Here is a 22,096-nt window from a genome sequence, read left to right as displayed (position 1 = left end):
ACACCCTTATTAGTCTACGCTAAAAAATTATTTTCATGACTATTTTTTATACTTTTTTTACAGATTTATTCAGTTCGTGTCAAAAAAAGTAGAAAAAATTTAAAAAATATCTACGCCTAAGAGTCATCACTCGTTATGATGCTGTTTATTTTTTATCGGATACGGGTGTTTTAAACAGCCTGTCCAACCTGCGAATATTAGGCAGATGTTGGCTTATGAATAACAAAGAACGCTTTATAACCCCTTATTTAGAATTTGACAGAAAGCACTGGGCAACGTTAAGAGATTCCGTTCCTTTAACGTTAACCGAAAAAGAGATTGCTGATTTAAAAGGGATTAACGAAGAAATTTCTATTGATGATGTAATTGAGATTTATCTTCCTCTTTCAAGATTGCTCAATTTTTACATAAGTTCTAACTTACGTCGTCAAGCCGTCTTAGAGCAGTTTCTTGGAACAAGAAGCGCCAAAATCCCCTACATTATTGGTATAGCGGGTAGCGTTGCTGTTGGCAAAAGTACCACAGCTCGTTTGCTACAAGCACTTTTAACCCGTTGGCCAGAACATCGTAAAGTTGATTTAATTACTACTGACGGCTTTCTTTTACCTAATGCAGAGTTAAAGAAACGCGGAATAATGAAAAAAAAAGGATTTCCTGAATCCTATGATATGCATAACCTTGTCTCCTTCGTTTCTGATATAAAATCAGGCAAGAAACAAGTAACAGCCCCTGTCTATTCTCATTTAGTGTATGACATCATTCCAGATAAAAAACAGGTTATTGAACAACCTGATATTTTGATCCTTGAAGGATTGAATGTATTACAGAGCAATCAAGATTATCCTCATGACCCACATAATGTTTTCGTATCAGATTATGTAGATTTCTCCATTTATGTTGATGCTGAAGAAGAATTACTAAAACACTGGTATATCAGTCGCTTTTTAAAATTTAGAGAAGGTGCGTTTACTGATCCTGAATCGTATTTTAATAATTACTCTAAATTAAGCAGAGAAGAGTCTATTGAAATAGCGTCTTCAATTTGGCAAGAAATTAATGGTTTGAATTTGAAACAAAACATTCTGCCTACGAAAGAAAGAGCGAGTCTTATTCTAACCAAAGGCCAAAATCATACGATCACTAATGTTAGATTACGTAAATAAATCTAAACAATTATCAGTGTTTTATCTACGTATTATTATGCTTTAGTTATTAAAAAATAGTATTGATAAATAAAAAGCTTTCCAGTTTAGGAAAGCTTTTTTAGTTTTAGATGTTCGATGCAATTTAAGGTATTACGACGCACTTCTCAGTGAAATCTCACCACCTATATAAGGTATGATTTTCCCATCTTGTTCTAAAAGTAGAGCACCTTGATCATTGATACCTTTGGCAATACCAAAGATCTCTTTTTCACCAATAATAAGCTTCACTCGGCGATCCATAAAATTATCTAAACGTTTCCAACGCTCGATAAACACAGATAACCCTTGTTTTTCAAATTGAACAAATGCATCTCTTAATGCATTTGTAATTTCACAAGCAAGTTCATTTCTGTCAATTTTAATACCAACTTGCTCTAAATTAATCCATTGTTGGTTAATGGCTTCATTTTGATTTTTACTCATCGCGATATTGATACCAATACCTGTGACAATATGAGCAACATCACCTGTTTTTCCTGTTAGCTCAACAAGAATGCCTGAAAGCTTTTTATCATTTAAATAGAGATCGTTAGGCCATTTAACTTTAACGCCATCTGCGCCAAGTTTTTGTAATACTTCAGCCATAATAACACCGACAACTAAACTCAATCCTATTGCAGCAGCAGGTCCTTGATCGAGTTTCCAATACATACTCAAGTATAAATTTCGACCAAAAGGCGAGATCCATTGACGCCCTCTTCTACCTCGTCCAGCAGACTGATATTCCGCAATACAGACATCACCCGATTTTAATTCGCTAATACGTTGGATTAAGTATTGGTTTGTAGAATCTATAACAGGAATAACGCTTGCAGGTTCACCTTTGATGTTCTTGTTTACACTATCCACATTTAACAAATTCATAGGGGCATCTAGTTGATAGCCTTTTCCTGCGACAGTTTGAACATCAATACCCCAACTGCGTAATGTCTGAATATGTTTATTAATGCCTGCGCGTGTCATTCCTAAGCTTTCGCCTAGTTGCTCCCCTGAATGGATATTTCCGTCAGCAAGGAGCTCAATTAATAATAAAGGAGTAGGTGTTTCTTTCATGAAATAGCATCCACTGCATTGATTTCGCCATGTTGACCAATAAAGCGAACTTCTGGCTCTAATTGTACGCCGAAGCGCTCGAAGACTTTTTGGCGTATATATGCCGCTAAATTAACAATGTCTTTGCCTGTAGCTAACCCGTCTTTGTTGATGAGAACAAGTGCTTGTTTCATATGAACAGCCGCACCACCAATCTGATGGCCTTTAAGGCCACATTGATCAATTAGCCAACCCGCAGCAAGTTTTACACCATCTTGTTGAACATATTGAGGACAGAAGGGATATTCTGCTTTTAAATGTTGTGCAATACGAATATCAACAATTGGATTCTTGAAAAAGCTGCCTGCATTACCTGTAAGGGTAGGATCGGGTAGTTTACTCGTTCTCATAGAGCACACAGATCCAAACACATCTTTTGGCGTTACCGTTTCTAATGATAATTTTGATAGATCACCATAGGTAAGGATAGGCTCCCATTTTTTACTAAGCTGTAAGCCAACAGCAATAATCGCAAAGCCTTGCTGGTAATGATGTTTAAAAATACTATCACGATAACCAAATTGGCACGCTTCATTTGTCAATCGACTAACATGCCCAGTACTTAATTCAATAATATCCACATAAGCACAAACATCTTTTAATTCTTTGCCATAAGCGCCGATATTTTGTATTGGTGCTGAGCCCACATTTCCTGGGATCAGCGCTAAATTTTCCAGTCCATAGATATTCTTTTCTAACAGGTATTCAATAAGTGCATGCCAGTTTTCGCCTGCACCAACATAAACAGACCAATATTGTTCATCCTCAGTAATTTCAATACCAGCAATACAGTTGCGAATAACAATACCATTAAAATCTTCTGTAAATAATACGTTGCTACCGCCACCTAAAATAAGAGTTGGTAATTTCTGCTCATGGGCATTTTGCCAATATGTACAAAGCTCATCTTTATTATTTGCAGTTTTTATTTGGTGAGCTTTTGCTCTCAAACCAAATGTATTAAATGCTTGCAATGAAACCGATTCTTTCATGAAAGTCTACCTCATTTAGCTGATGACTTAGTTTAACAGCCAAGCATCGTCGAGGATAGCAAAGTGATAGGTGATTAGTTTGGAGATATTACATCTGCATTTCAGATGTCTTAGAATGCAAAAAAGCCAACCCATTGGGTTGGCTTTCTCGTCTTATTTAATGCCTGGCAGTTCCCTACTCTCACATGGGGAGACCCCACACTACCATCGGCGCTACAACGTTTCACTTCTGAGTTCGGCATGGGATCAGGTGGGACCGTTGCGCTATGGCCGCCAAGCAAATTCTGTATTTATAACCGTCTGTTTATGCAGTTATAATAATTTTTTATGGTGCTGATACCCAGATTCGAACTGGGGACCTCACCCTTACCAAGGGTGTGCTCTACCAACTGAGCCATATCAGCACTAGTGGCTTATTGTCACCGGCTGACACAGCCTAAATTTGATGCCTGGCAGTTCCCTACTCTCACATGGGGAGACCCCACACTACCATCGGCGCTACAACGTTTCACTTCTGAGTTCGGCATGGATTCAGGTGGGTCCGCTGCGCTATGGCCGCCAAGCAAATTCGGTATCATTACCCGTTACTGTTGTTTCTTTCTCAGTAACCAGCAATCTCAATCTTAAACAAGCTTACTTCATCGATGTTCGTCTCTCAGACAAAACACCTTCGGTGTTGTCAGGTTAAGCCTCACGGTTCATTAGTACTGGTTAGCTCAACGTATCGCTACGCTTACACACCCAGCCTATCAACGTCTTAGTCTTAAACGTTCCTTTAGGTCACTCTAGGTGACAGGGAAGACTCATCTCGAGGCAAGTTTCCCGCTTAGATGCTTTCAGCGGTTATCTCTTCCGCACTTAGCTACCGGGCAATGCCATTGGCATGACAACCCGAACACCAGTGGTGCGTTCACTCCGGTCCTCTCGTACTAGGAGCAACCCCTCTCAATCTTCCAACGCCCACGGCAGATAGGGACCGAACTGTCTCACGACGTTCTAAACCCAGCTCGCGTACCACTTTAAATGGCGAACAGCCATACCCTTGGGACCTACTTCAGCCCCAGGATGTGATGAGCCGACATCGAGGTGCCAAACACCGCCGTCGATATGAACTCTTGGGCGGTATCAGCCTGTTATCCCCGGAGTACCTTTTATCCGTTGAGCGATGGCCCTTCCATTCAGAACCACCGGATCACTAAGACCTACTTTCGTACCTGCTCGAGCCGTCACTCTCACAGTCAAGCTGGCTTATGCCTTTGCACTAACCGCATGATGTCCGACCATGCTTAGCCAACCTTCGTGCTCCTCCGTTACTCTTTAGGAGGAGACCGCCCCAGTCAAACTACCCACCAGACACGGTCCCCGACCCAGATTATGGGCCTAGGTTAGAACATCAAACGTTAAAGGGTGGTATTTCAAGGTTGACTCCATGCAGACTGGCGTCCACACTTCTAAGTCTCCCACCTATCCTACACATCAAGGCTCAATGTTCAGTGTCAAGCTATAGTAAAGGTTCACGGGGTCTTTCCGTCTTGCCGCGGGTACACTGCATCTTCACAGCGAGTTCAATTTCACTGAGTCTCGGGTGGAGACAGCCTGGCCATCATTACGCCATTCGTGCAGGTCGGAACTTACCCGACAAGGAATTTCGCTACCTTAGGACCGTTATAGTTACGGCCGCCGTTTACTGGGGCTTCGATCAAGAGCTTCTCCTTACGGATAACCCCATCAATTAACCTTCCAGCACCGGGCAGGCGTCACACCGTATACGTCCACTTTCGTGTTTGCACAGTGCTGTGTTTTTAATAAACAGTTGCAGCCAGCTGGTATCTTCGACTGGCTTCGGCTCCGTCCGCAAGGGACTTCACTTACCGCCAGCGTGCCTTCTCCCGAAGTTACGGCACCATTTTGCCTAGTTCCTTCACCCGAGTTCTCTCAAGCGCCTGAGTATTCTCTACCTGACCACCTGTGTCGGTTTGGGGTACGATTGTTGGTAACCTGAAGCTTAGAGGCTTTTCCTGGAAGCAGGGCATCAATTGCTTCACCACCTTAGTGGCTCGTCATCACACCTCAGCATTAAGTGACCGGATTTGCCTAATCACTCTGCCTACATGCTTGAACCGGGACGACCGTCGCCCGGACAACCTAGCCTTCTCCGTTCCCCCATCGCAGTTACCACCAGTACGGGAATATTAACCCGTTTCCCATCGACTACGCTTTTCAGCCTCGCCTTAGGGGTCGACTCACCCTGCCCCGATTAACGTTGGACAGGAACCCTTGGTCTTCCGGCGTGCGGGTTTTTCACCCGCATTATCGTTACTTATGTCAGCATTCGCACTTCTGATACCTCCAGCATGCCTCACAGCACACCTTCACAGGCTTACAGAACGCTCCCCTACCCAACAATATTTACATATCGCTGCCGCAGCTTCGGTGCATAGTTTAGCCCCGTTACATCTTCCGCGCAGGCCGACTCGACCAGTGAGCTATTACGCTTTCTTTAAATGATGGCTGCTTCTAAGCCAACATCCTGGCTGTCTGAGCCTTCCCACTTCGTTTCCCACTTAACTATGACTTTGGGACCTTAGCTGGCGGTCTGGGTTGTTTCCCTCTTCACGACGAACGTTAGCACCCGCCGTGTGTCTCCCGTGATAACATTCTTCGGTATTCGTAGTTTGCATCGAGTTGGTAAGTCGGGATGACCCCCTAGTCGAAACAGTGCTCTACCCCCGAAGATGAGTTCACGAGGCGCTACCTAAATAGCTTTCGGGGAGAACCAGCTATCTCCCGGTTTGATTGGCCTTTCACCCCCATCCACAAGTCATCCGCTAATTTTTCAACATTAGTCGGTTCGGTCCTCCAGTTAGTGTTACCCAACCTTCAACCTGCCCATGGATAGATCACCGGGTTTCGGGTCTATACCCTGCAACTCATTCGCCCAGTTAAGACTCGGTTTCCCTACGGCTCCCCTATTCGGTTAACCTTGCTACAGAATATAAGTCGCTGACCCATTATACAAAAGGTACGCAGTCACCTCACGAAGAGGCTCCTACTGCTTGTACGTACACGGTTTCAGGTTCTTTTTCACTCCCCTCGCCGGGGTTCTTTTCGCCTTTCCCTCACGGTACTGGTTCACTATCGGTCAATCAGGAGTATTTAGCCTTGGAGGATGGTCCCCCCATATTCAGACAGGATAACACGTGTCCCGCCCTACTCGTCGAGTTCACAATAACAGCATCTTCAGATACGGGGCTATCACCCTTTACTGCCGGACTTTCCAGACCGTTCTCCTGATGCTGCTATTGATTAAGACTCTGGGCTGTTCCCCGTTCGCTCGCCGCTACTAGGGGAATCTCGGTTGATTTCTTTTCCTCGGGGTACTGAGATGTTTCAGTTCTCCCGGTTCGCTTCATTAACCTATGTATTCAGTTAATGATAATATCCATTGGATATTGGGTTTCCCCATTCGGAAATCGTCGGGTATAACGGTTCATATCACCTTACCGACGCTTATCGCAGATTAGCACGTCCTTCATCGCCTCTGATTGCCTAGGCATCCACCGTGTACGCTTATTCGCTTAACCTCACAACCCGAAGGTGTTTCTCTCGAAGACGACTTTAAAGGTCATGGCTACACAAGCATCAATTCGTTGTTGGGCAGTGCTCGTAATGCTCACATACTTATGTATGCTGCGCTTACTGCGCGCTGTCCGCCTAGAATTGCTGTTGCTCGCTCATGACACTCGCCTTGGAGTATCACACATTCAAGGTCTGAGATTTTGAGAGACTCATCAATATACCTCGGTGATATATTGATTTGTTTTCAATTTTTCAGCTTGTTCCAGATTGTTAAAGAGCATAATAGGTAAAATAACTCATGCGAATTATCTTAACTATTCTCTGATTCTCATCAGACTATAGTGTGGTACGCCTTTCACTCATACCGCGCAATTGGCGTCCCCTAGGGGATTCGAACCCCTGTTACCGCCGTGAAAGGGCGGTGTCCTAGGCCTCTAGACGAAGGGGACTTCAGTCAGCTTCGCAGACGCGCTTTTGCTCGTTCTTCATCAGACAATCTGTGTGAGCACTGCACATAACACGTATCTCTTAGGTAAGGAGGTGATCCAACCGCAGGTTCCCCTACGGTTACCTTGTTACGACTTCACCCCAGTCATGAATCACAAAGTGGTAAGCGCCCTCCCGAAGGTTAAGCTACCTACTTCTTTTGCAACCCACTCCCATGGTGTGACGGGCGGTGTGTACAAGGCCCGGGAACGTATTCACCGTAGCATTCTGATCTACGATTACTAGCGATTCCGACTTCATGGAGTCGAGTTGCAGACTCCAATCCGGACTACGACAGACTTTATGAGTTCCGCTTGCTCTCGCGAGGTCGCTTCTCTTTGTATCTGCCATTGTAGCACGTGTGTAGCCCTACTCGTAAGGGCCATGATGACTTGACGTCATCCCCACCTTCCTCCGGTTTATCACCGGCAGTCTCCTTTGAGTTCCCGCCATCACGCGCTGGCAACAAAGGATAAGGGTTGCGCTCGTTGCGGGACTTAACCCAACATTTCACAACACGAGCTGACGACAGCCATGCAGCACCTGTCTCAGCGTTCCCGAAGGCACTCCTCTATCTCTAAAGGATTCGCTGGATGTCAAGAGTAGGTAAGGTTCTTCGCGTTGCATCGAATTAAACCACATGCTCCACCGCTTGTGCGGGCCCCCGTCAATTCATTTGAGTTTTAACCTTGCGGCCGTACTCCCCAGGCGGTCGATTTAACGCGTTAGCTCCGGAAGCCACTCCTCAAGGGAACAACCTCCAAATCGACATCGTTTACAGCGTGGACTACCAGGGTATCTAATCCTGTTTGCTCCCCACGCTTTCGCACCTGAGCGTCAGTCTTTGTCCAGGGGGCCGCCTTCGCCACCGGTATTCCTCCACATCTCTACGCATTTCACCGCTACACATGGAATTCTACCCCCCTCTACAAGACTCTAGCTGACCAGTCTTAGATGCCATTCCCAGGTTAAGCCCGGGGATTTCACATCTAACTTAATCAACCGCCTGCGTGCGCTTTACGCCCAGTAATTCCGATTAACGCTTGCACCCTCCGTATTACCGCGGCTGCTGGCACGGAGTTAGCCGGTGCTTCTTCTGTTGGTAACGTCAATCGCTGATGATATTAGCATCAACGCCTTCCTCCCAACTGAAAGTACTTTACAACCCTAAGGCCTTCTTCATACACGCGGCATGGCTGCATCAGGCTTGCGCCCATTGTGCAATATTCCCCACTGCTGCCTCCCGTAGGAGTCTGGGCCGTGTCTCAGTCCCAGTGTGGCTGATCATCCTCTCAGACCAGCTAGAGATCGTCGCCTAGGTGAGCCATTACCTCACCTACTAGCTAATCCCATATGGGTTCATCCGATAGCGCAAGGTCCGAAGAGCCCCTGCTTTGGTCCGTAGACGTCATGCGGTATTAGCTACCGTTTCCAGTAGTTATCCCCCTCTATCGGGCAGATCCCCATACATTACTCACCCGTCCGCCGCTCGTCAGCAAGAAAGCAAGCTTTCTCCTGTTACCGCTCGACTTGCATGTGTTAGGCCTGCCGCCAGCGTTCAATCTGAGCCATGATCAAACTCTTCAATTAAAAGTGTTTGATGCTCAAAGAAATCGAAAACTTAGCTATTCATAAATGAATTTACTTTTGTTGTTCACTCTTCAAGACTTGATACATCTAATATTTTAGAAGATATCGTCTCTGCGAGTGCCCACACAGATTGTCTGATAATTTGTTAAAGAGCAGTGCAACATTCGCTGCCGTTTCCGGTCTTCTGCGCTGTTGCGAGGAGGTGCATTCTACATCTTCCTCATTCAGTGTCAAGCGTTTATTTTCAAGGCTTTTCACTTTTTTCTTCGTTCTCTCGGCTAACTCACTTAGCGTGGTTTGCCGTGACAACGAGGGCGCATTATAGGGAGTTTTGTGAAGCTGGCAACACTTTTTTTGAGTTTTTTTACTGACCGTTGAATTTTCAATCAAATTGCACTTAAAGCGCCAGTTTTCTGAGCGATTCAAAGCCAAAACCCGCTAAAACAGGTTTTAATAATTCACTATTCTCATCTTCTTTTAAGCAATAAGCGAAGTTAATTTCATTTGAGCCCTTTATTTTCGCTTGATTTACGACCAACCACGCAGTTCTTCGTGCAATTGCAGCGCCAGAATCGATAATTCGGGTACCATCAGGTAAAACAGAAAGAAGTTCATCAGCTAATAAAGGGAAATGAGTACAACCTAATACCACAGTATCCGGTGGCTCTTTCATTTTTAGCCAAGGTGTAAGGATTTTACGTAGCTCGTCTAAAGAAACGGCTTCACCATGAAGTTTTCTCTCAGCCAATTCCACCAGCTCAGCCGAACCTAAAGAGTGAACTTTGCAATCAGTCGCAAAGCGTTCAATAAGTTCATGGGTATAAGGACGTTTAACTGTTGCTCTTGTTGCTAATAATCCAACCACGCCATTACATGTTAATTTAGCTGCCGGTTTAATAGCAGGTACAACGCCCACAATAGGAATATCAGTAAACTTGGCACGTAAAGCAGGGAGGCTCACTGTGCTTGCTGTATTACAAGCAATAACAATGGTCGCGAGATCATGTTTTTCAGCAACCGCGCTAACTATTCGAACAACACGGTCAATAATGAAGTCTTGTGATTTCTCACCATAAGGGAAAGCTTCATTATCGAAAACATAGATATAGTGAGCATCCGGTAATTTTTCACGGATCTCACGATAAACAGATAAACCGCCAACCCCTGAATCAAAAACCAATACAGTAGGGTTAGCGGTAAGTTGTGCATCAGAAGTTGTAGCTTCCTGTGAGGAAGTATTCACGTCCTGGCGTGCGATAGCCATAAGCTGTCTCATAATCTTTATCAAACAGGTTGGCTATTCTACCACGAATTGAGAGATGTGATGTAATAGGATATGAAGCAGTTAAATCCCAAATACTCACACCACCTAAAGAAACATTCTCATAAGTCCCATAATCTTTATCTGTCCGTTGACCGATATATTGGTAAGTCACCCCCATATCGAGTTTCTCGACTTGCCAATCAAGCTGATATTTCAGTTGTTGACGAGCGCGACGATCAAGACGTTGATGCGTTTCTTTATTTCTTGCATCTATATATTGAAGATTAAAGGTGTGATGAAAAATCCACGTATCCATTTCACCCGTAAATTCCACACCTTTAATTAAGGCCTTACCAACATTGTAGTTACGGTATGGATAACTCGATTCGCCTTGGATCAAAGAATTTACATCATTACGATACGCAGTTAATCGCCACGCTAAAGGCCCCGTTAATCCTTCAAAACCCCCTTCCCACTGTTTACTCTTTTCAGGTTGTAAGTCTGGATTACTTCCCCACTCACTATAAAGTTGCATCAGTGTCGGTGCTTTAAATGCCGTACCATAACCACCAATCACACGATAACCCTCAACAAATTCCCAACCTAGGTTAGTTTGCCAAGTCGTATGCCAGCCATATTCAGAGTGTTTGTCCGAGCGTACTGATGCTTCAGCAATAATATCGCCTAACTTTTGCTGTCCAGTTAGGTACAAACCTGTATTGTCGAAGTGTTCTTTATTAGGAAATCCACTAGAACCAGCTTTAATAGATTGACGTTGCCAATCGACACCACCACCGATACTGCCATTCCCTAATAAAAGGTGATTTCCCCACTGCACATTATATTGTTCAGAGTTAGTAAAACGGCTTCCTTTACCATAGCGACCATAACGAGGATCATAGTCATAATCTTTGGTGTAGTTATAGCTGGTATTTAAAGAAGAAGAGTAGTTATCACGATTAAATTTCACACCACCATCATAAGTACGACTAAATAATGCTCTTGTATCCGTTAACATATCGTTATAACTGTCATAATAAGCATCATAAGCCGTGCGATTATCAAAACCATAAGCGCGTGCATATAAAGAAACATCATCGTTAATATCGTGATTAACCCCTAGCCATAATGACTTGTTCATAAAACCATCACGATCAGGTTGTGGATGTCCACCAGTATTTCCATTCGCTTCGACATCATAACCTTTGGTATAGAGATAACTGCCAGCAGCTGTTAATGTGGTTTTATCACCGACTTTTTGTTTTATCGAGCCATCATATTCTTGATAACCATGAGAACCCATTGTGGCATTAAGTGTTCCTCCTTCCGTTTTTCTTTCTGTGAGGATATTAATCACGCCACCAATCGCATCAGAACCATAAACAGAAGAACGAGGCCCTCTTATATATTCAATACGTTGAACAAGAGAAAGAGGAATTTGGCTGATATCAGAACTACCAGACACATTCGCCTGATTTAAACGCACACCATCCACTAAAATAAGAACATGACGAGATTCAGCTCCACGTACATAAATAGAGCTCATCTGCCCTATTCCGCCGTTTTGCCCCACATCAATCCCAGGCATTCTGCGTAATACATCAATAACACTATTACTCTGCCAACGTTCGATTTGTTCACGTTCAACAACTGTTATCGGCGCTAAAATAGAAGAGTTAGGCTCTTGAAAGCGGTTTGCTGTCACGCTTAACGTATCACTGTTATTTGCAAACGCACCAAAACTGCCCGCCATAACACTCAAAGCCACACTAGAAATGAAAAAAACTTTTTTATTATTCATGAAAATCTGCATCCAACAGAATAAGTAGCAGGATGCCGCCAAAATTAAATAAAACGCGTATTTAATTTAAGATGCGACAGGTCTTCGGCAGGTCTTCGGACTTTAGGTTAAAGAAACAAATTTATGTCTTTAAGATAATGACTTCCCACTGCACTTATATAAGTGCTTTGCAGTGTCTTTTATTATCCTTGATCCTATTACCGCTGCGCGTCAGTTCTGGCTTTGCACCAGATTCCCTTTTAACTCCTATTAGGAGACCGAATAACTATGCTACGATTTCAAATCCACTGAGTCCAGAAATTGAACATGAAGAATACTGGACATCTTCATGAGGATCTCTACAATTTCGCTCGCTTAACTTTATTACTGCCAAAAAAAGGCGAGATACCATGCAGAATTCATTACCAACGCAAACATATCAGTCTCAACTGAATGAAAAAACACAACGTCTACAAACAATGATGGCTCCTTTTAATGCGCCTGAAGCAGAGGTTTTTTCATCACCAGAACAGCATTATCGTATGCGTGCGGAATTCCGTATCTGGCATGAAGAAGATTCTCTCTATCATATTATGTTTGACCAAGAGACTAAGCAGCGTATTCGTGTTGACCAATTTCCAGTTGCCAGCCAGCTTATTAATAAAATGATGGTTGCCTTGTTGGCAGAAATAAAAGATAAACCAACACTCAGAAAGAAACTGTTTCAGATTGATTATCTTTCTACGTTGAGTAATAAAATTATTGTTTCCCTGCTTTATCACAAGAAAATTGATGAAACTTGGCAGCAAGAAGCAATAGCATTACGCCAATCATTAATTGCTCAAGGCTTTGATGTTCAATTAATTGGTCGAGCTTATAAAACAAAAATTATGCTCGATAATGATTTTATTGATGAAGTGTTACCAGTGGCAGGTAAAGAGATGATTTATCGCCAAGTTGAAAATAGCTTCACGCAACCTAATGCACAGGTCAATATTAAGATGTTGGAATGGGCATTAAAGGCAACAGAAAATGCAAAAGGCGATCTGCTTGAACTGTATTGTGGCAACGGTAACTTTTCATTAGCGCTTGCGCGTAATTTTGAGCGAGTACTGGCAACAGAAATTGCAAAACCGTCTGTTCATGCAGCCCAATACAATATTGCAATGAATCACATTGATAATGTGAAAATTATTCGCATGTCCGCAGAAGATTTTACGCAAGCAATGAATGGTGTAAGAGAATTTAAACGCTTAGAAGGGATTAATTTAAAAGATTACCAATGTGAAACCATTTTTGTTGACCCTCCTCGCAGTGGTTTAGATGAGAAAACTGTAGAATTGGTTAAAACTTACCCTAGCATTTTATACATTTCTTGTAATCCAGAAACACTGTGCGAAAATCTAGAAACTCTAATTAAAACACATAAAATCATTAAGTTAGCATTATTTGATCAATTCCCCTACACCCACCATATGGAATGTGGCGTATTATTAGAAAAAAGATAACAACTTATTTCTCACGTTAGAATAGAAAATCTTTCAATAACGCCAATAAAAACAAAAACACCAGCAAGATAACTTGCTGGTGTCAAAATTTCGCTGTGTTTACAACAAAGAGAGGTGTACAGGCTAGTACTGTTCTGCTCGTGATGCTTTTTCAGCTTCTTCTGCCTGTATACGTAAGCGTTGACGCTGTTTGAATTGACGATAAATCCACAATGCAACGATAACGATACAAACTGAAGAGAAGAAATTTGAACCCCATTCAGGGTTAACGGTTCTGGTGTAAGCGTTATAACCGAATAAACCTAATAAAAAGAATGAAAAAATCAGCTTAGGCATACCATCGGTCATGGGTTGATTTAAGTAGCGCTGATATAAACAGTAAACTGCCAAAATTAAACTAACGAGTGGGAAAACTGACCACGTCTCAATAAACGGGTTAAAAAGGCTTGAATAAGTACCATGTAAAGCGACACCAATGACTGTGGCAAGTAATAGCGTGCTTTTTTCACAGCGATTTTGTTCCATCATTTGTCTCCTTTCTGATGCGTTTTTTTCTTTATCTCTGGGTTATCTTGTAGAGGTATTTGCGTTTCTTGCTCACGTCGATACCAATAATAGGCACCTTTAGCAATCATTCGCAGTTGTATAACTAATCTTTCTTCTAATTGTTGACGCTTTTCAATATCGATATCCAGTGCTTCTGCGCCTGCACTAAATACAATAGTGACCATTGCTTCAGATTGCATTTCTGTAAAATAACGTGGCATATGGCTTTCTTGCTCAAGATAGTCTGCCAGTTCTGCAATAAAATGTTGGATCTCTCGTGCGACAGCCGCACGAAACTCAGCTGAAGTCCCAGAACGTTCACGAAGTAATAATCGAAACGCATTAGGATTATTACCAATGAATTCCATAAAAGTTGCTACTGATGTTCTAATAACACTGCCACCTTTCGCAATGCGTTGACGTGCTTGGCGCATTAATTGACGTAACATCAATCCACTTTCATCAACCATGGTTAGCCCAAGTTCATCCACATCTTTAAAATGACGATAAAATGAGGTGGGTGCAATACCAGCTTCTCTAGCCACTTCTCGTAAACTTAGACTTGTAAAGCTACGCTCGGCACTGAGTTGGCTAAAAGCAGCTTCAATTAAAGAGCGACGGGTTTTTTCTTTTTGTTTAGCTCTGATGCCAATATTATTACTCACAGAAATCCTGATAATCCTAATTTGGTTTATACCCAATATATCAAACTTTGTTAAAAAAGCAGTGTGTACAATCATCTCTCAAGACACATTCTCATAAAAACTCAACAAAGTGTGACTAATGCCCTTAATGTCAGTTGGGCTATTATTCATTCTAATGTTAATATAGCGTTGTCGGTTTGTATAAAACAGGTCTTTTCCTATGCAACATTCTCATTTCGATGCTATTGTGATCGGTTCAGGTCCTGGTGGTGAAGGCGCGGCCATGGGGCTTGTTAAACAAGGAAAGCGCGTCGCAGTTATAGAACGTTATAACAAAGTCGGTGGGGGCTGTACTCACTGGGGAACCATTCCTTCAAAAGCCCTACGCCACGCAGTAAGTCGTATCATAGAATTTAATCAAAACCCGCTTTACAGTGACCAATCTCGCCTTATTAACTCCTCTTTCTCTCAAATACTTCGTCAAGCCAGTACCGTAATTAGTCAGCAGACTAAAATGCGTCAAGGCTTTTACGAGCGTAATAATTGTACGATGTATTCGGGTGAAGCTGCATTTATTGACGAGCACAGGATCAGCGTGCGTTATCCTGATGGTACTTGCGATATTCTTTCAGCTGATAGTTTTATTATTGCAACAGGCTCACGTCCTTATTGCCCGCCAGATGTCGATTTCTCTCATTCTCGTATTTATAACAGTGACACTATTCTCGATTTAGAGCATGAGCCTCACCATGTCATTATTTATGGTGCTGGTGTCATTGGTTGTGAATATGCCTCTATTTTCAGAGGATTAAGAGTAAAAGTAGACTTAATTAATACTCGTGATCACCTATTGTCTTTCCTTGATCAAGAGATGTCTGATGCACTTTCTTATCACTTCTGGAATAACGGTATTGTTATTCGTCATAATGAAGAATATGAAAGCATTGAAGGTGTCGATGATGGTGTTATTGTTCATCTAAAATCAGGTAAAAAAGTCAAAGCAGATTGCCTACTTTATGCGAATGGTCGAACAGGAAATACTGACACACTGGGCTTAGAAAACGTGGGTATTAAAACAGATAGTCGTGGACAAGTTTCTGTTAATGCTCATTACCAAACCAGTTGTGAACACATTTATGCGGTCGGTGATGTAATTGGTTATCCAAGTCTAGCTTCTGCCGCCTATGATCAAGGTCGAATTGCGGCTTTGGCAATTACCACTGGAAAATCAGAAACACATTTAATCGAAGATATTCCAACTGGGATCTATACCATTCCTGAAATTAGTTCTGTTGGTAAAACAGAGCAACAACTCACTGCAATGAAAATTCCTTATGAGGTGGGACGTTCTCAATTTAAACATCTGGCAAGAGCACAAATTGCAGGTATGAATGTAGGGAGTTTGAAAATTCTCTTCCACCGTGAAACCAAGCAAATTTTAGGTATTCACTGCTTCGGTGAGCGTGCCGCTGAAATTATTCATATCGGTCAAGCGATTATGGAGCAAAAAGGTGAAGGCAATACTATCGAGTATTTCGTTAATACTACCTTCAACTATCCAACAATGGCAGAAGCCTATCGTGTTGCCGCACTTAATGGTTTAAACCGCTTATTTTAATGCACTCTGTTTTTCTGCATAAAATGCGGTCATATGTTCACGGATTGTCTCTGCTAACTGTTCATAACGATTACGCAAAGGCGATCCGGGACGATAAACTAAAATAATAGAACGTGATGGATTGGGATCAGTACATTCTAGATAACAAACCCCATCACGTTTTTGTTCTTGAGGTACCGATAAATCAGGTAATAAGGTTATTCCACTACCGGCAGCGACCATATTACGCAATGTCTCTAAACTCGTTGCTCTAAAATGAGTATCTTCTTTTGCACCAGCTTGGAAGCAGAACCCTAACGCTTGATCGCGTAAACAGTGCCCATCTTCTAACATCAATAAACGCTGACCCGCTAAGTCGCCCATCGGCACAGATCCACGTTCATTCCATGGGTGCCCTTCATAAATTGCTAACTTCATTGGCTCTTCAAATAGAGGAACTTCAATAAACGGTGCACTCTCTTTTACCATTGCTAAAATAGCACAATCGAGTTTTCCGCTATCTAATTGAGCTAATAAGCTATGAGTTTGTGCTTCATGAAGATACATCTCTAACTTAGGGTAGTTTTTATGTAATTCGGGAATGATATGGGGCAATAAATAAGGACCAACAGTAGGGATCAGCCCAATATGTAAAGGTCCCGCCATACTTTCGCCTTGCAATGAAGCCATTTCTTGTAGCACTTTGACTTCACGTAAAACGGTTTTCGCTTGATCCACCAGCAACAAACCTTGTTGCGTAAACAGAACTTTACGGCTAGTTCTTTCAAGCAACATTACACCGAGTTCATCTTCAAGTTTACGAATTTGACCACTTAATGTTGGCTGACTCACATGGCAAGAATCTGCCGCACGACGAAAATGTTTATGCTCAGCTAGAGCCACCAGATATTCCAAGTCACGGATATTCATTGCAGATCCCACATTTATTGCTGATAGTTAATGTCTATAGATAATATAGTAACTGATAAATTTTTCTATCAGTCGAATGTTATTCTGTCTCTCTTTTTCGATATTTTCTAAATAAACGACTTAAACAAAACGTATTCCTTCATCCTCTAAAGCATTCAAGATGAGTATAGATATTATCGGCAATTTAAAATAAAAGAACAGAGTGAAATCCACCCTGTTCTTTTTGAATAACAGTAAGTTGTCTTAGATAAACGCTTTGCTTATTTATCCATATTTAAGACTTCTTTGGCTTTTACTATCGCATAAGCGACCTGTTTTTGAGAAACGCCTCCTTTTGCAAGACGTTTATCTAAACAAGATTGAAGCGATAAAATATCGTACACATCAATCATAATTTTACTATTAAACATCTGTAATTCAGAAAGAGGGAGTTCTTCAATTGCTTTACCTTGCTCAATGGCGCAAACCACCACTTCACCTACAATATGGTGAGCTTCACGAAATGGCACACCTTTCGCAACAAGATAATCGGCCAATTCAGTGGCATTAGCATAACCTTGCTTCGCGGCTTCTTCACAACGAGGGCGACGGATTTGGATCCCATCAAGAACAAGCGTTGCCATGTGCAAACAATCAGACCATGTATCGATAGCGTCAAACAGCCCTTCTTTATCTTCTTGCATATCTTTATTGTAAGCGAGAGGCAGACCTTTTAAGGTCATCATCATGCCCGTTAATGCACCTTGCACTCGTCCACATTTTCCGCGGATAAGCTCAAGTGCATCTGGGTTTTTCTTTTGTGGCATTAATGATGAGCCAGAAGTTACCTTGTCTGATAATTCAATAAAACCCGCTTCACCACTATTAAAGAAAATAAGATCTTCTGCAAAACGCGATAAATGCACCATACCAATGGCCGCAGAAGATAATAGCTCTAAGACATGATCACGATCGGAGACACTGTCTAAACTATTGTTGGTTGCACTCGCAAAACCCAGCCATCCAGCTAATTGTTCACGATCGATATCATAAGCCGTACCTGCCAGCGCGCCACATCCTAATGGGCTGATATCTAAACGCTTCAACGCATCAGCTAAACGGCTTTCATCTCTGGCTAGCATTTCATTGTATGCTAAACACCAATGTGCAAAAGTCACAGGCTGAGCACGCTGTAAATGGGTGTAACCTGGCATCACCGCATTTTGATTTTGTTCTGCGGTGATAACTAAGGCTTTTTGTAGCTCAACAATGGCTTGGCGTAGATGAATAACTTCTTCTTTACACCATAATTTTAAGTCTGTTGCGACCTGATCATTACGGCTACGACCTGTGTGTAATTTTTTACCTAAATCACCCACTTTGGCAATAAGCTTACTTTCAACCCAGCTATGAATATCTTCTGCATCACTCTGCAAAATAGACTGCGGGTTTGCTGTTACTTCTTCTGATAATTCATTTAAAGCTTGCTCAAGTTGAGCTTGTTCATCTTGCGACAATACGCCAACTGTGACTAACGCTTTAGACCAAGCTACTGAGCCAAAGATATCCTGTTGTGCCAGTCGAAAATCAAACCGCAGTGAATCATTGAATTGTTTAAACCGTTGATCAGCTTCCTGACTAAAACGTCCACCCCAGAGTGCCATAATCGCTTCCTATATTTATTCTGTGTAATAAAAGAGTGAGAGTGATGCCTTATATACTTATATAGATATATAGCATCACTCTATTGTTTAACCTTATTTCTTACTCAATGCACGGATACGTGATGGTAAAGAATATAAACGGATAAACCCTTCAGCATGGCTGTGATCGTAAACTTCATCTTCACCAAAGGTTGCAAACTCTTCAGAATACAGACTGTTATCTGATTTCTTCTGAATAGCATTAACATGACCTTTATACAGCTCTAATACCACTTCACCATTCACATCTTTTGCCAATGACTCTGCCGCCGCTTGCAGTGAAGCGCGAATTGGCGTGAACCAACGACCGTCATAAGCCACATAAGACATCTCTAAGCCTAGCTGTTGACGCCATTTAAAAGCATCTCTATCGAGTACAAGTTGCTCAACACCACGCAGAGCCGCCATCATGATAGTGCCCCCCGGAGTTTCATAGCAGCCACGAGATTTCATTCCCACTAAACGGTTTTCAACAATATCAATACGACCGATACCATGTTTAACGCCTAATGCATTTAAGGTATCTAAACATTCAAAAGGTGATTGTGTTTTACCGTTTACAGCAATGACTTCCCCCGCTTTTACGGTGACAGTAACGAGTTCTGGTGTTTCTGGTGCTTTCTTCGGATCAACCGTCCATGCCCAACAATCTTCGTTTGAGGCATTCCACGGGCTTTCTAATACACCACCTTCTGTTGAGATATGCCATGCGTTTTCGTCACGGCTATAAATTTTCTCAAGCGTTGCTGTGGTTGGGATATTACGAACTTTCAGATAATCCAGTAGCGCTTCACGAGAACGTAAATCCCACTCTCTCCAAGGCGCGACCACTTTAAGTTGTGGAGCAAGTGCCGCATAAGTACTTTCGAAACGAACCTGATCGTTACCTTTACCTGTTGCACCATGAGCCACTGCATCGGCACCGAGTTTTAAGGCTAGTTCAACTTGCGCTTTAGCGATAACAGGACGTGCCATTGAAGTACCTAATAAGTAGCTACCTTCATATAACGCGCCTGTTTTTAATACTGGGTAAACATAGTCTTTGATAAACTCTTCACGTAAATCGACGATATGACACTCAGAAGCACCTGATGCTAAGGCCTTTTGTTCCACACCCACTAAATCATCACGGCTTTGACCCACATCCGCGACAAAAGCGATAACTTCACAGTTATCATAATGTTCTTTTAGCCAAGGAATGATTGCCGAAGTATCCAATCCGCCAGAGTACGCCAGTACGATTTTTTTTATACCTTTAGTCATAGTGATAACCTTCAATTCCTAATTTGTTTAAATTCTGCCAACTATCAAATAGCGATAAGGTTTCTAGAAAGATTTTTAAGCTAAAATACGGGTTCCGACTGCAACACCATTAAACAGAGCCGTTAGTTTTTCAGCATGGCGCCAACTTGCAATTTCAACTGGTCGTCCTAACGTTTTAGCCGCTTCCAATGCCGCGTTTACTTTCACTATCATGCCGTCAGTGATAATGCCTTGATCGATTAATGTCTGTGCTTTTTCTGCTGACATCTCAGCTATCTTCTGGCCTTTACCATCTAAAATGCCACTGACGTCTGAAAGCAACACTAAATCAGCACCTAACGTTTCAGCGATAGCGGTTGCCGCTTGATCAGCATTCACATTCATCAGTTCACCTTTTTCAGTCATACCGATAGAACTGATAATAGGTAGATAGCCGGCACCCAATAATAAATTGAGTAAATCAGGAGAGCCGGGATTTGCATTTCCTACATGACCTAGCTCTTCATTGATTTGAGTGACTTTAGCTAATTGTCCATCACCCAAAGAAAGCCCCACACCATTAAGCCCAAACTTAGTTGCCCACGATAGCAAGGTTTTATTGGCACTTCCGGCAAGTGCTCCTGTGATGATGTCTATCTGATCAGCCGGTGTGACACGAAGCCCCTGCTTTTTCACCACAGGCAATTGAAATTTACCCATCAATTCATCCACCAAACAGCCACCACCATGTACGATGACTAAGGGGCGAGAATGTGTTGAACGATACTGTTGTAATGCAGTGAAAAACCGCGTTAACGCTTCTTCACTATCAAGGAGCACACCACCCAGTTTGATAATTAATGGTTCCATGAAACTTCCCTACTCATTATTTAAATAAGTGATTCGGTTTCAGCGAAACCAAACCGAATGTTCATACATTGCACCGCTTGTGCAGCAGCCCCTTTCAACAAGTTATCTTCAACACCGACCACAATCAGATGTTCACCTTGTTGAGCAAATCCGATATCACAGAATGCAGTTCCTACAACGGCTTTTAATGCAGGTAACCCTTTTTCATAAACACGCACTAATGGTTTATCTTGATAAGCATCTTCAAAGACTTCTCTTACATCCTCTTGTGTCACACCCACTTTTAACTTACAGGTGATAGTGGCTAAGATCCCTCTGGCAAAATTACCCAGATGAGGTGTAAAAATGACATCAATACCCAGATGTGTTGCAATTTCAGGTTGATGGCGATGCGTAAACACGCCATAAGGTTGCAAGCTCACTTCGCAAAAGCTACTGGTTAAAGAGGCTTTTCTACCAGCACCACTCACACCGCTGGTGGCATTAATCACTGGCCACTGTGCTGTATCTAAAAGTCCCGCTTCCACAAGCGGTTTTAGAGACAACTGAGACACTGTTGGATAACAACCCGGCACTGCAATTAATTGAGCCTGACTAATAATGTCGGCATTCCATTCAGCTAACCCATAAACTGCCTGTGATAACCAATCAGTATTCTTATGCTCGAATCCATAGTATTGTTGATAAAAATGCTTGTTTTGTACTCGATAGGCGCCAGATAAGTCGAACACCACGCAACCTTGCTCTAGAAAAATAGGGGCAATGTCATGGCTGACTTCATGTGCTGTTGCTAAAAAAACGATATCAATATTTTCAACAGCTTTAGCCACATCAACCATCGGCTCTAGTGGGAGATCTACTAAACCACGATATTGTGGATGAAGTTCGGAAAAGCACTTTCCTGCATCTGCGCTTTGAGCTGATACCATCAGTCTGCTCAAATTCACATGAGGATGCTGCTGAAGATAGGCGGCTAATTCAGCGCCAGTGTAACCACTTGCTCCTACAATCAGAGTATTTAACATGTCATTCTTACCTTGTACTATGAACACAAACCGATTAATGTATTTTTATTCAAAAAAAGTGCAT

The 22,096-nt window shown here is 42.4% G+C and carries 14 protein-coding genes, 2 tRNA genes, 4 rRNA genes and 1 riboswitch; of the genes, 3 read left to right on the top strand and 17 right to left on the bottom strand.

Annotated elements, in window-relative coordinates; genetic code table 11:
* Positions 1 to 215 precede the first annotated feature (215 nt).
* Positions 216 to 1,163: a type I pantothenate kinase gene (gene coaA / locus F1325_RS00585; RefSeq protein WP_109374406.1), complete on the top strand. Its 948-nt coding sequence runs from the start codon at positions 216 to 218 to the stop codon at positions 1,161 to 1,163.
* 132 nt (positions 1,164 to 1,295) lie between these two features.
* Here coaA and birA read toward each other — a convergent pair whose 3' ends face one another.
* The 10 genes from birA to btuB all read right to left on the bottom strand — a co-directional run bounded on the left by birA (position 1,296) and on the right by btuB (position 12,009).
* Positions 1,296 to 2,258 carry a bifunctional biotin--[acetyl-CoA-carboxylase] ligase/biotin operon repressor BirA gene (birA, locus tag F1325_RS00580; RefSeq protein ID WP_109374405.1) on the bottom strand — a complete coding sequence of 321 codons (963 nt, stop codon included), beginning with the start codon at positions 2,256 to 2,258 and terminating at the stop codon, positions 1,296 to 1,298.
* Positions 2,255 to 3,289, bottom strand: coding sequence for a UDP-N-acetylmuramate dehydrogenase (murB, locus tag F1325_RS00575; protein ID WP_109374404.1), 1,035 nt, complete (start codon positions 3,287 to 3,289; stop codon positions 2,255 to 2,257). Before murB ends, birA begins: the two co-directional genes overlap by 4 nt.
* Before the next feature lie 162 nt (positions 3,290 to 3,451).
* Positions 3,452 to 3,567, bottom strand: a 5S ribosomal RNA gene (gene rrf / locus F1325_RS00570).
* A gap of 50 nt (positions 3,568 to 3,617) precedes the next feature.
* Positions 3,618 to 3,693 (bottom strand) — tRNA-Thr (locus F1325_RS00565).
* Between the two features lie 43 nt (positions 3,694 to 3,736).
* A 5S ribosomal RNA gene (rrf, locus tag F1325_RS00560) occupies positions 3,737 to 3,852 on the bottom strand.
* A gap of 117 nt (positions 3,853 to 3,969) precedes the next feature.
* A 23S ribosomal RNA gene (locus F1325_RS00555) occupies positions 3,970 to 6,873 on the bottom strand.
* Positions 6,874 to 7,241: 368 nt separating this feature from the next.
* Positions 7,242 to 7,317, bottom strand: a tRNA-Glu gene (locus tag F1325_RS00550).
* Positions 7,318 to 7,401: 84 nt separating this feature from the next.
* Positions 7,402 to 8,944: ribosomal RNA gene (locus tag F1325_RS00545) — 16S ribosomal RNA — on the bottom strand.
* Together the 16S, 23S and 5S rRNA genes with 2 tRNA genes alongside form the textbook arrangement of a ribosomal RNA operon.
* A 397-nt stretch (positions 8,945 to 9,341) precedes the next feature.
* Positions 9,342 to 10,208 carry a glutamate racemase gene (gene murI, locus F1325_RS00540; RefSeq protein WP_109373439.1) on the bottom strand — a complete coding sequence of 289 codons (867 nt, stop codon included), beginning with the start codon at positions 10,206 to 10,208 and terminating at the stop codon, positions 9,342 to 9,344.
* Positions 10,153 to 12,009: a TonB-dependent vitamin B12 receptor BtuB gene (btuB, locus tag F1325_RS00535; protein ID WP_109373438.1), complete on the bottom strand. Its 1,857-nt coding sequence runs from the start codon at positions 12,007 to 12,009 to the stop codon at positions 10,153 to 10,155. Before btuB ends, murI begins: the two co-directional genes overlap by 56 nt.
* 69 nt (positions 12,010 to 12,078) lie before the next feature.
* Positions 12,079 to 12,286: riboswitch (cobalamin riboswitch) on the bottom strand.
* Positions 12,287 to 12,398: 112 nt separating this feature from the next.
* Between btuB and trmA the strand changes: the two genes are divergently transcribed.
* Positions 12,399 to 13,496 carry a tRNA (uridine(54)-C5)-methyltransferase TrmA gene (gene trmA / locus F1325_RS00530; protein ID WP_109373437.1) on the top strand — a complete coding sequence of 366 codons (1,098 nt, stop codon included), beginning with the start codon at positions 12,399 to 12,401 and terminating at the stop codon, positions 13,494 to 13,496.
* Positions 13,497 to 13,619: 123 nt separating this feature from the next.
* Here trmA and F1325_RS00525 read toward each other — a convergent pair whose 3' ends face one another.
* Both F1325_RS00525 and fabR read right to left on the bottom strand, forming a co-directional pair.
* Positions 13,620 to 14,021, bottom strand: coding sequence for a YijD family membrane protein (locus tag F1325_RS00525; RefSeq protein ID WP_109373436.1), 402 nt, complete (start codon positions 14,019 to 14,021; stop codon positions 13,620 to 13,622).
* Entirely contained in the window at positions 14,021 to 14,707 is a 687-nt protein-coding gene (gene fabR, locus F1325_RS00520) for an HTH-type transcriptional repressor FabR (RefSeq protein WP_069366914.1), read from the bottom strand. The genes F1325_RS00525 and fabR overlap by 1 nt, the downstream gene beginning before the upstream one ends.
* A gap of 199 nt (positions 14,708 to 14,906) precedes the next feature.
* On the opposite strand from fabR, the gene sthA reads away from it, so the two are divergent.
* Entirely contained in the window at positions 14,907 to 16,304 is a 1,398-nt protein-coding gene (gene sthA / locus F1325_RS00515; protein WP_109373435.1) for a Si-specific NAD(P)(+) transhydrogenase, read from the top strand.
* On the opposite strand, the gene oxyR is transcribed toward sthA, so the two are convergent.
* From oxyR to argC, 5 genes are all read right to left on the bottom strand, one after another.
* Positions 16,296 to 17,213, bottom strand: coding sequence for a DNA-binding transcriptional regulator OxyR (gene oxyR, locus F1325_RS00510; RefSeq protein ID WP_109373434.1), 918 nt, complete (start codon positions 17,211 to 17,213; stop codon positions 16,296 to 16,298). The genes sthA and oxyR overlap by 9 nt on opposite strands.
* A gap of 260 nt (positions 17,214 to 17,473) precedes the next feature.
* On the bottom strand, positions 17,474 to 18,856 hold the full coding sequence (argH, locus tag F1325_RS00505) for an argininosuccinate lyase (protein WP_160229879.1): 1,383 nt from the start codon (positions 18,854 to 18,856) through the stop codon (positions 17,474 to 17,476).
* 93 nt (positions 18,857 to 18,949) lie between these two features.
* Positions 18,950 to 20,158 carry an argininosuccinate synthase gene (locus tag F1325_RS00500; RefSeq protein WP_109373432.1) on the bottom strand — a complete coding sequence of 403 codons (1,209 nt, stop codon included), beginning with the start codon at positions 20,156 to 20,158 and terminating at the stop codon, positions 18,950 to 18,952.
* 75 nt (positions 20,159 to 20,233) lie between these two features.
* Complete coding sequence (gene argB, locus F1325_RS00495) at positions 20,234 to 21,007, bottom strand: acetylglutamate kinase (protein WP_160229878.1); 774 nt, start codon at positions 21,005 to 21,007, stop codon at positions 20,234 to 20,236.
* A 20-nt stretch (positions 21,008 to 21,027) separates the two neighbouring features.
* A complete protein-coding gene (gene argC / locus F1325_RS00490) occupies positions 21,028 to 22,032 on the bottom strand; it encodes an N-acetyl-gamma-glutamyl-phosphate reductase (RefSeq protein ID WP_109373430.1) in 1,005 nt (334 codons plus the stop codon).
* Positions 22,033 to 22,096 lie beyond the last annotated feature (64 nt).

It is taken from the genome of Proteus columbae, from assembly GCF_009914335.1.
Taxonomy (GTDB): domain Bacteria; phylum Pseudomonadota; class Gammaproteobacteria; order Enterobacterales; family Enterobacteriaceae; genus Proteus.
Note: the sequence above shows the minus strand (reverse complement) of the source record. Positions and strands in the feature narration are given on the sequence as shown.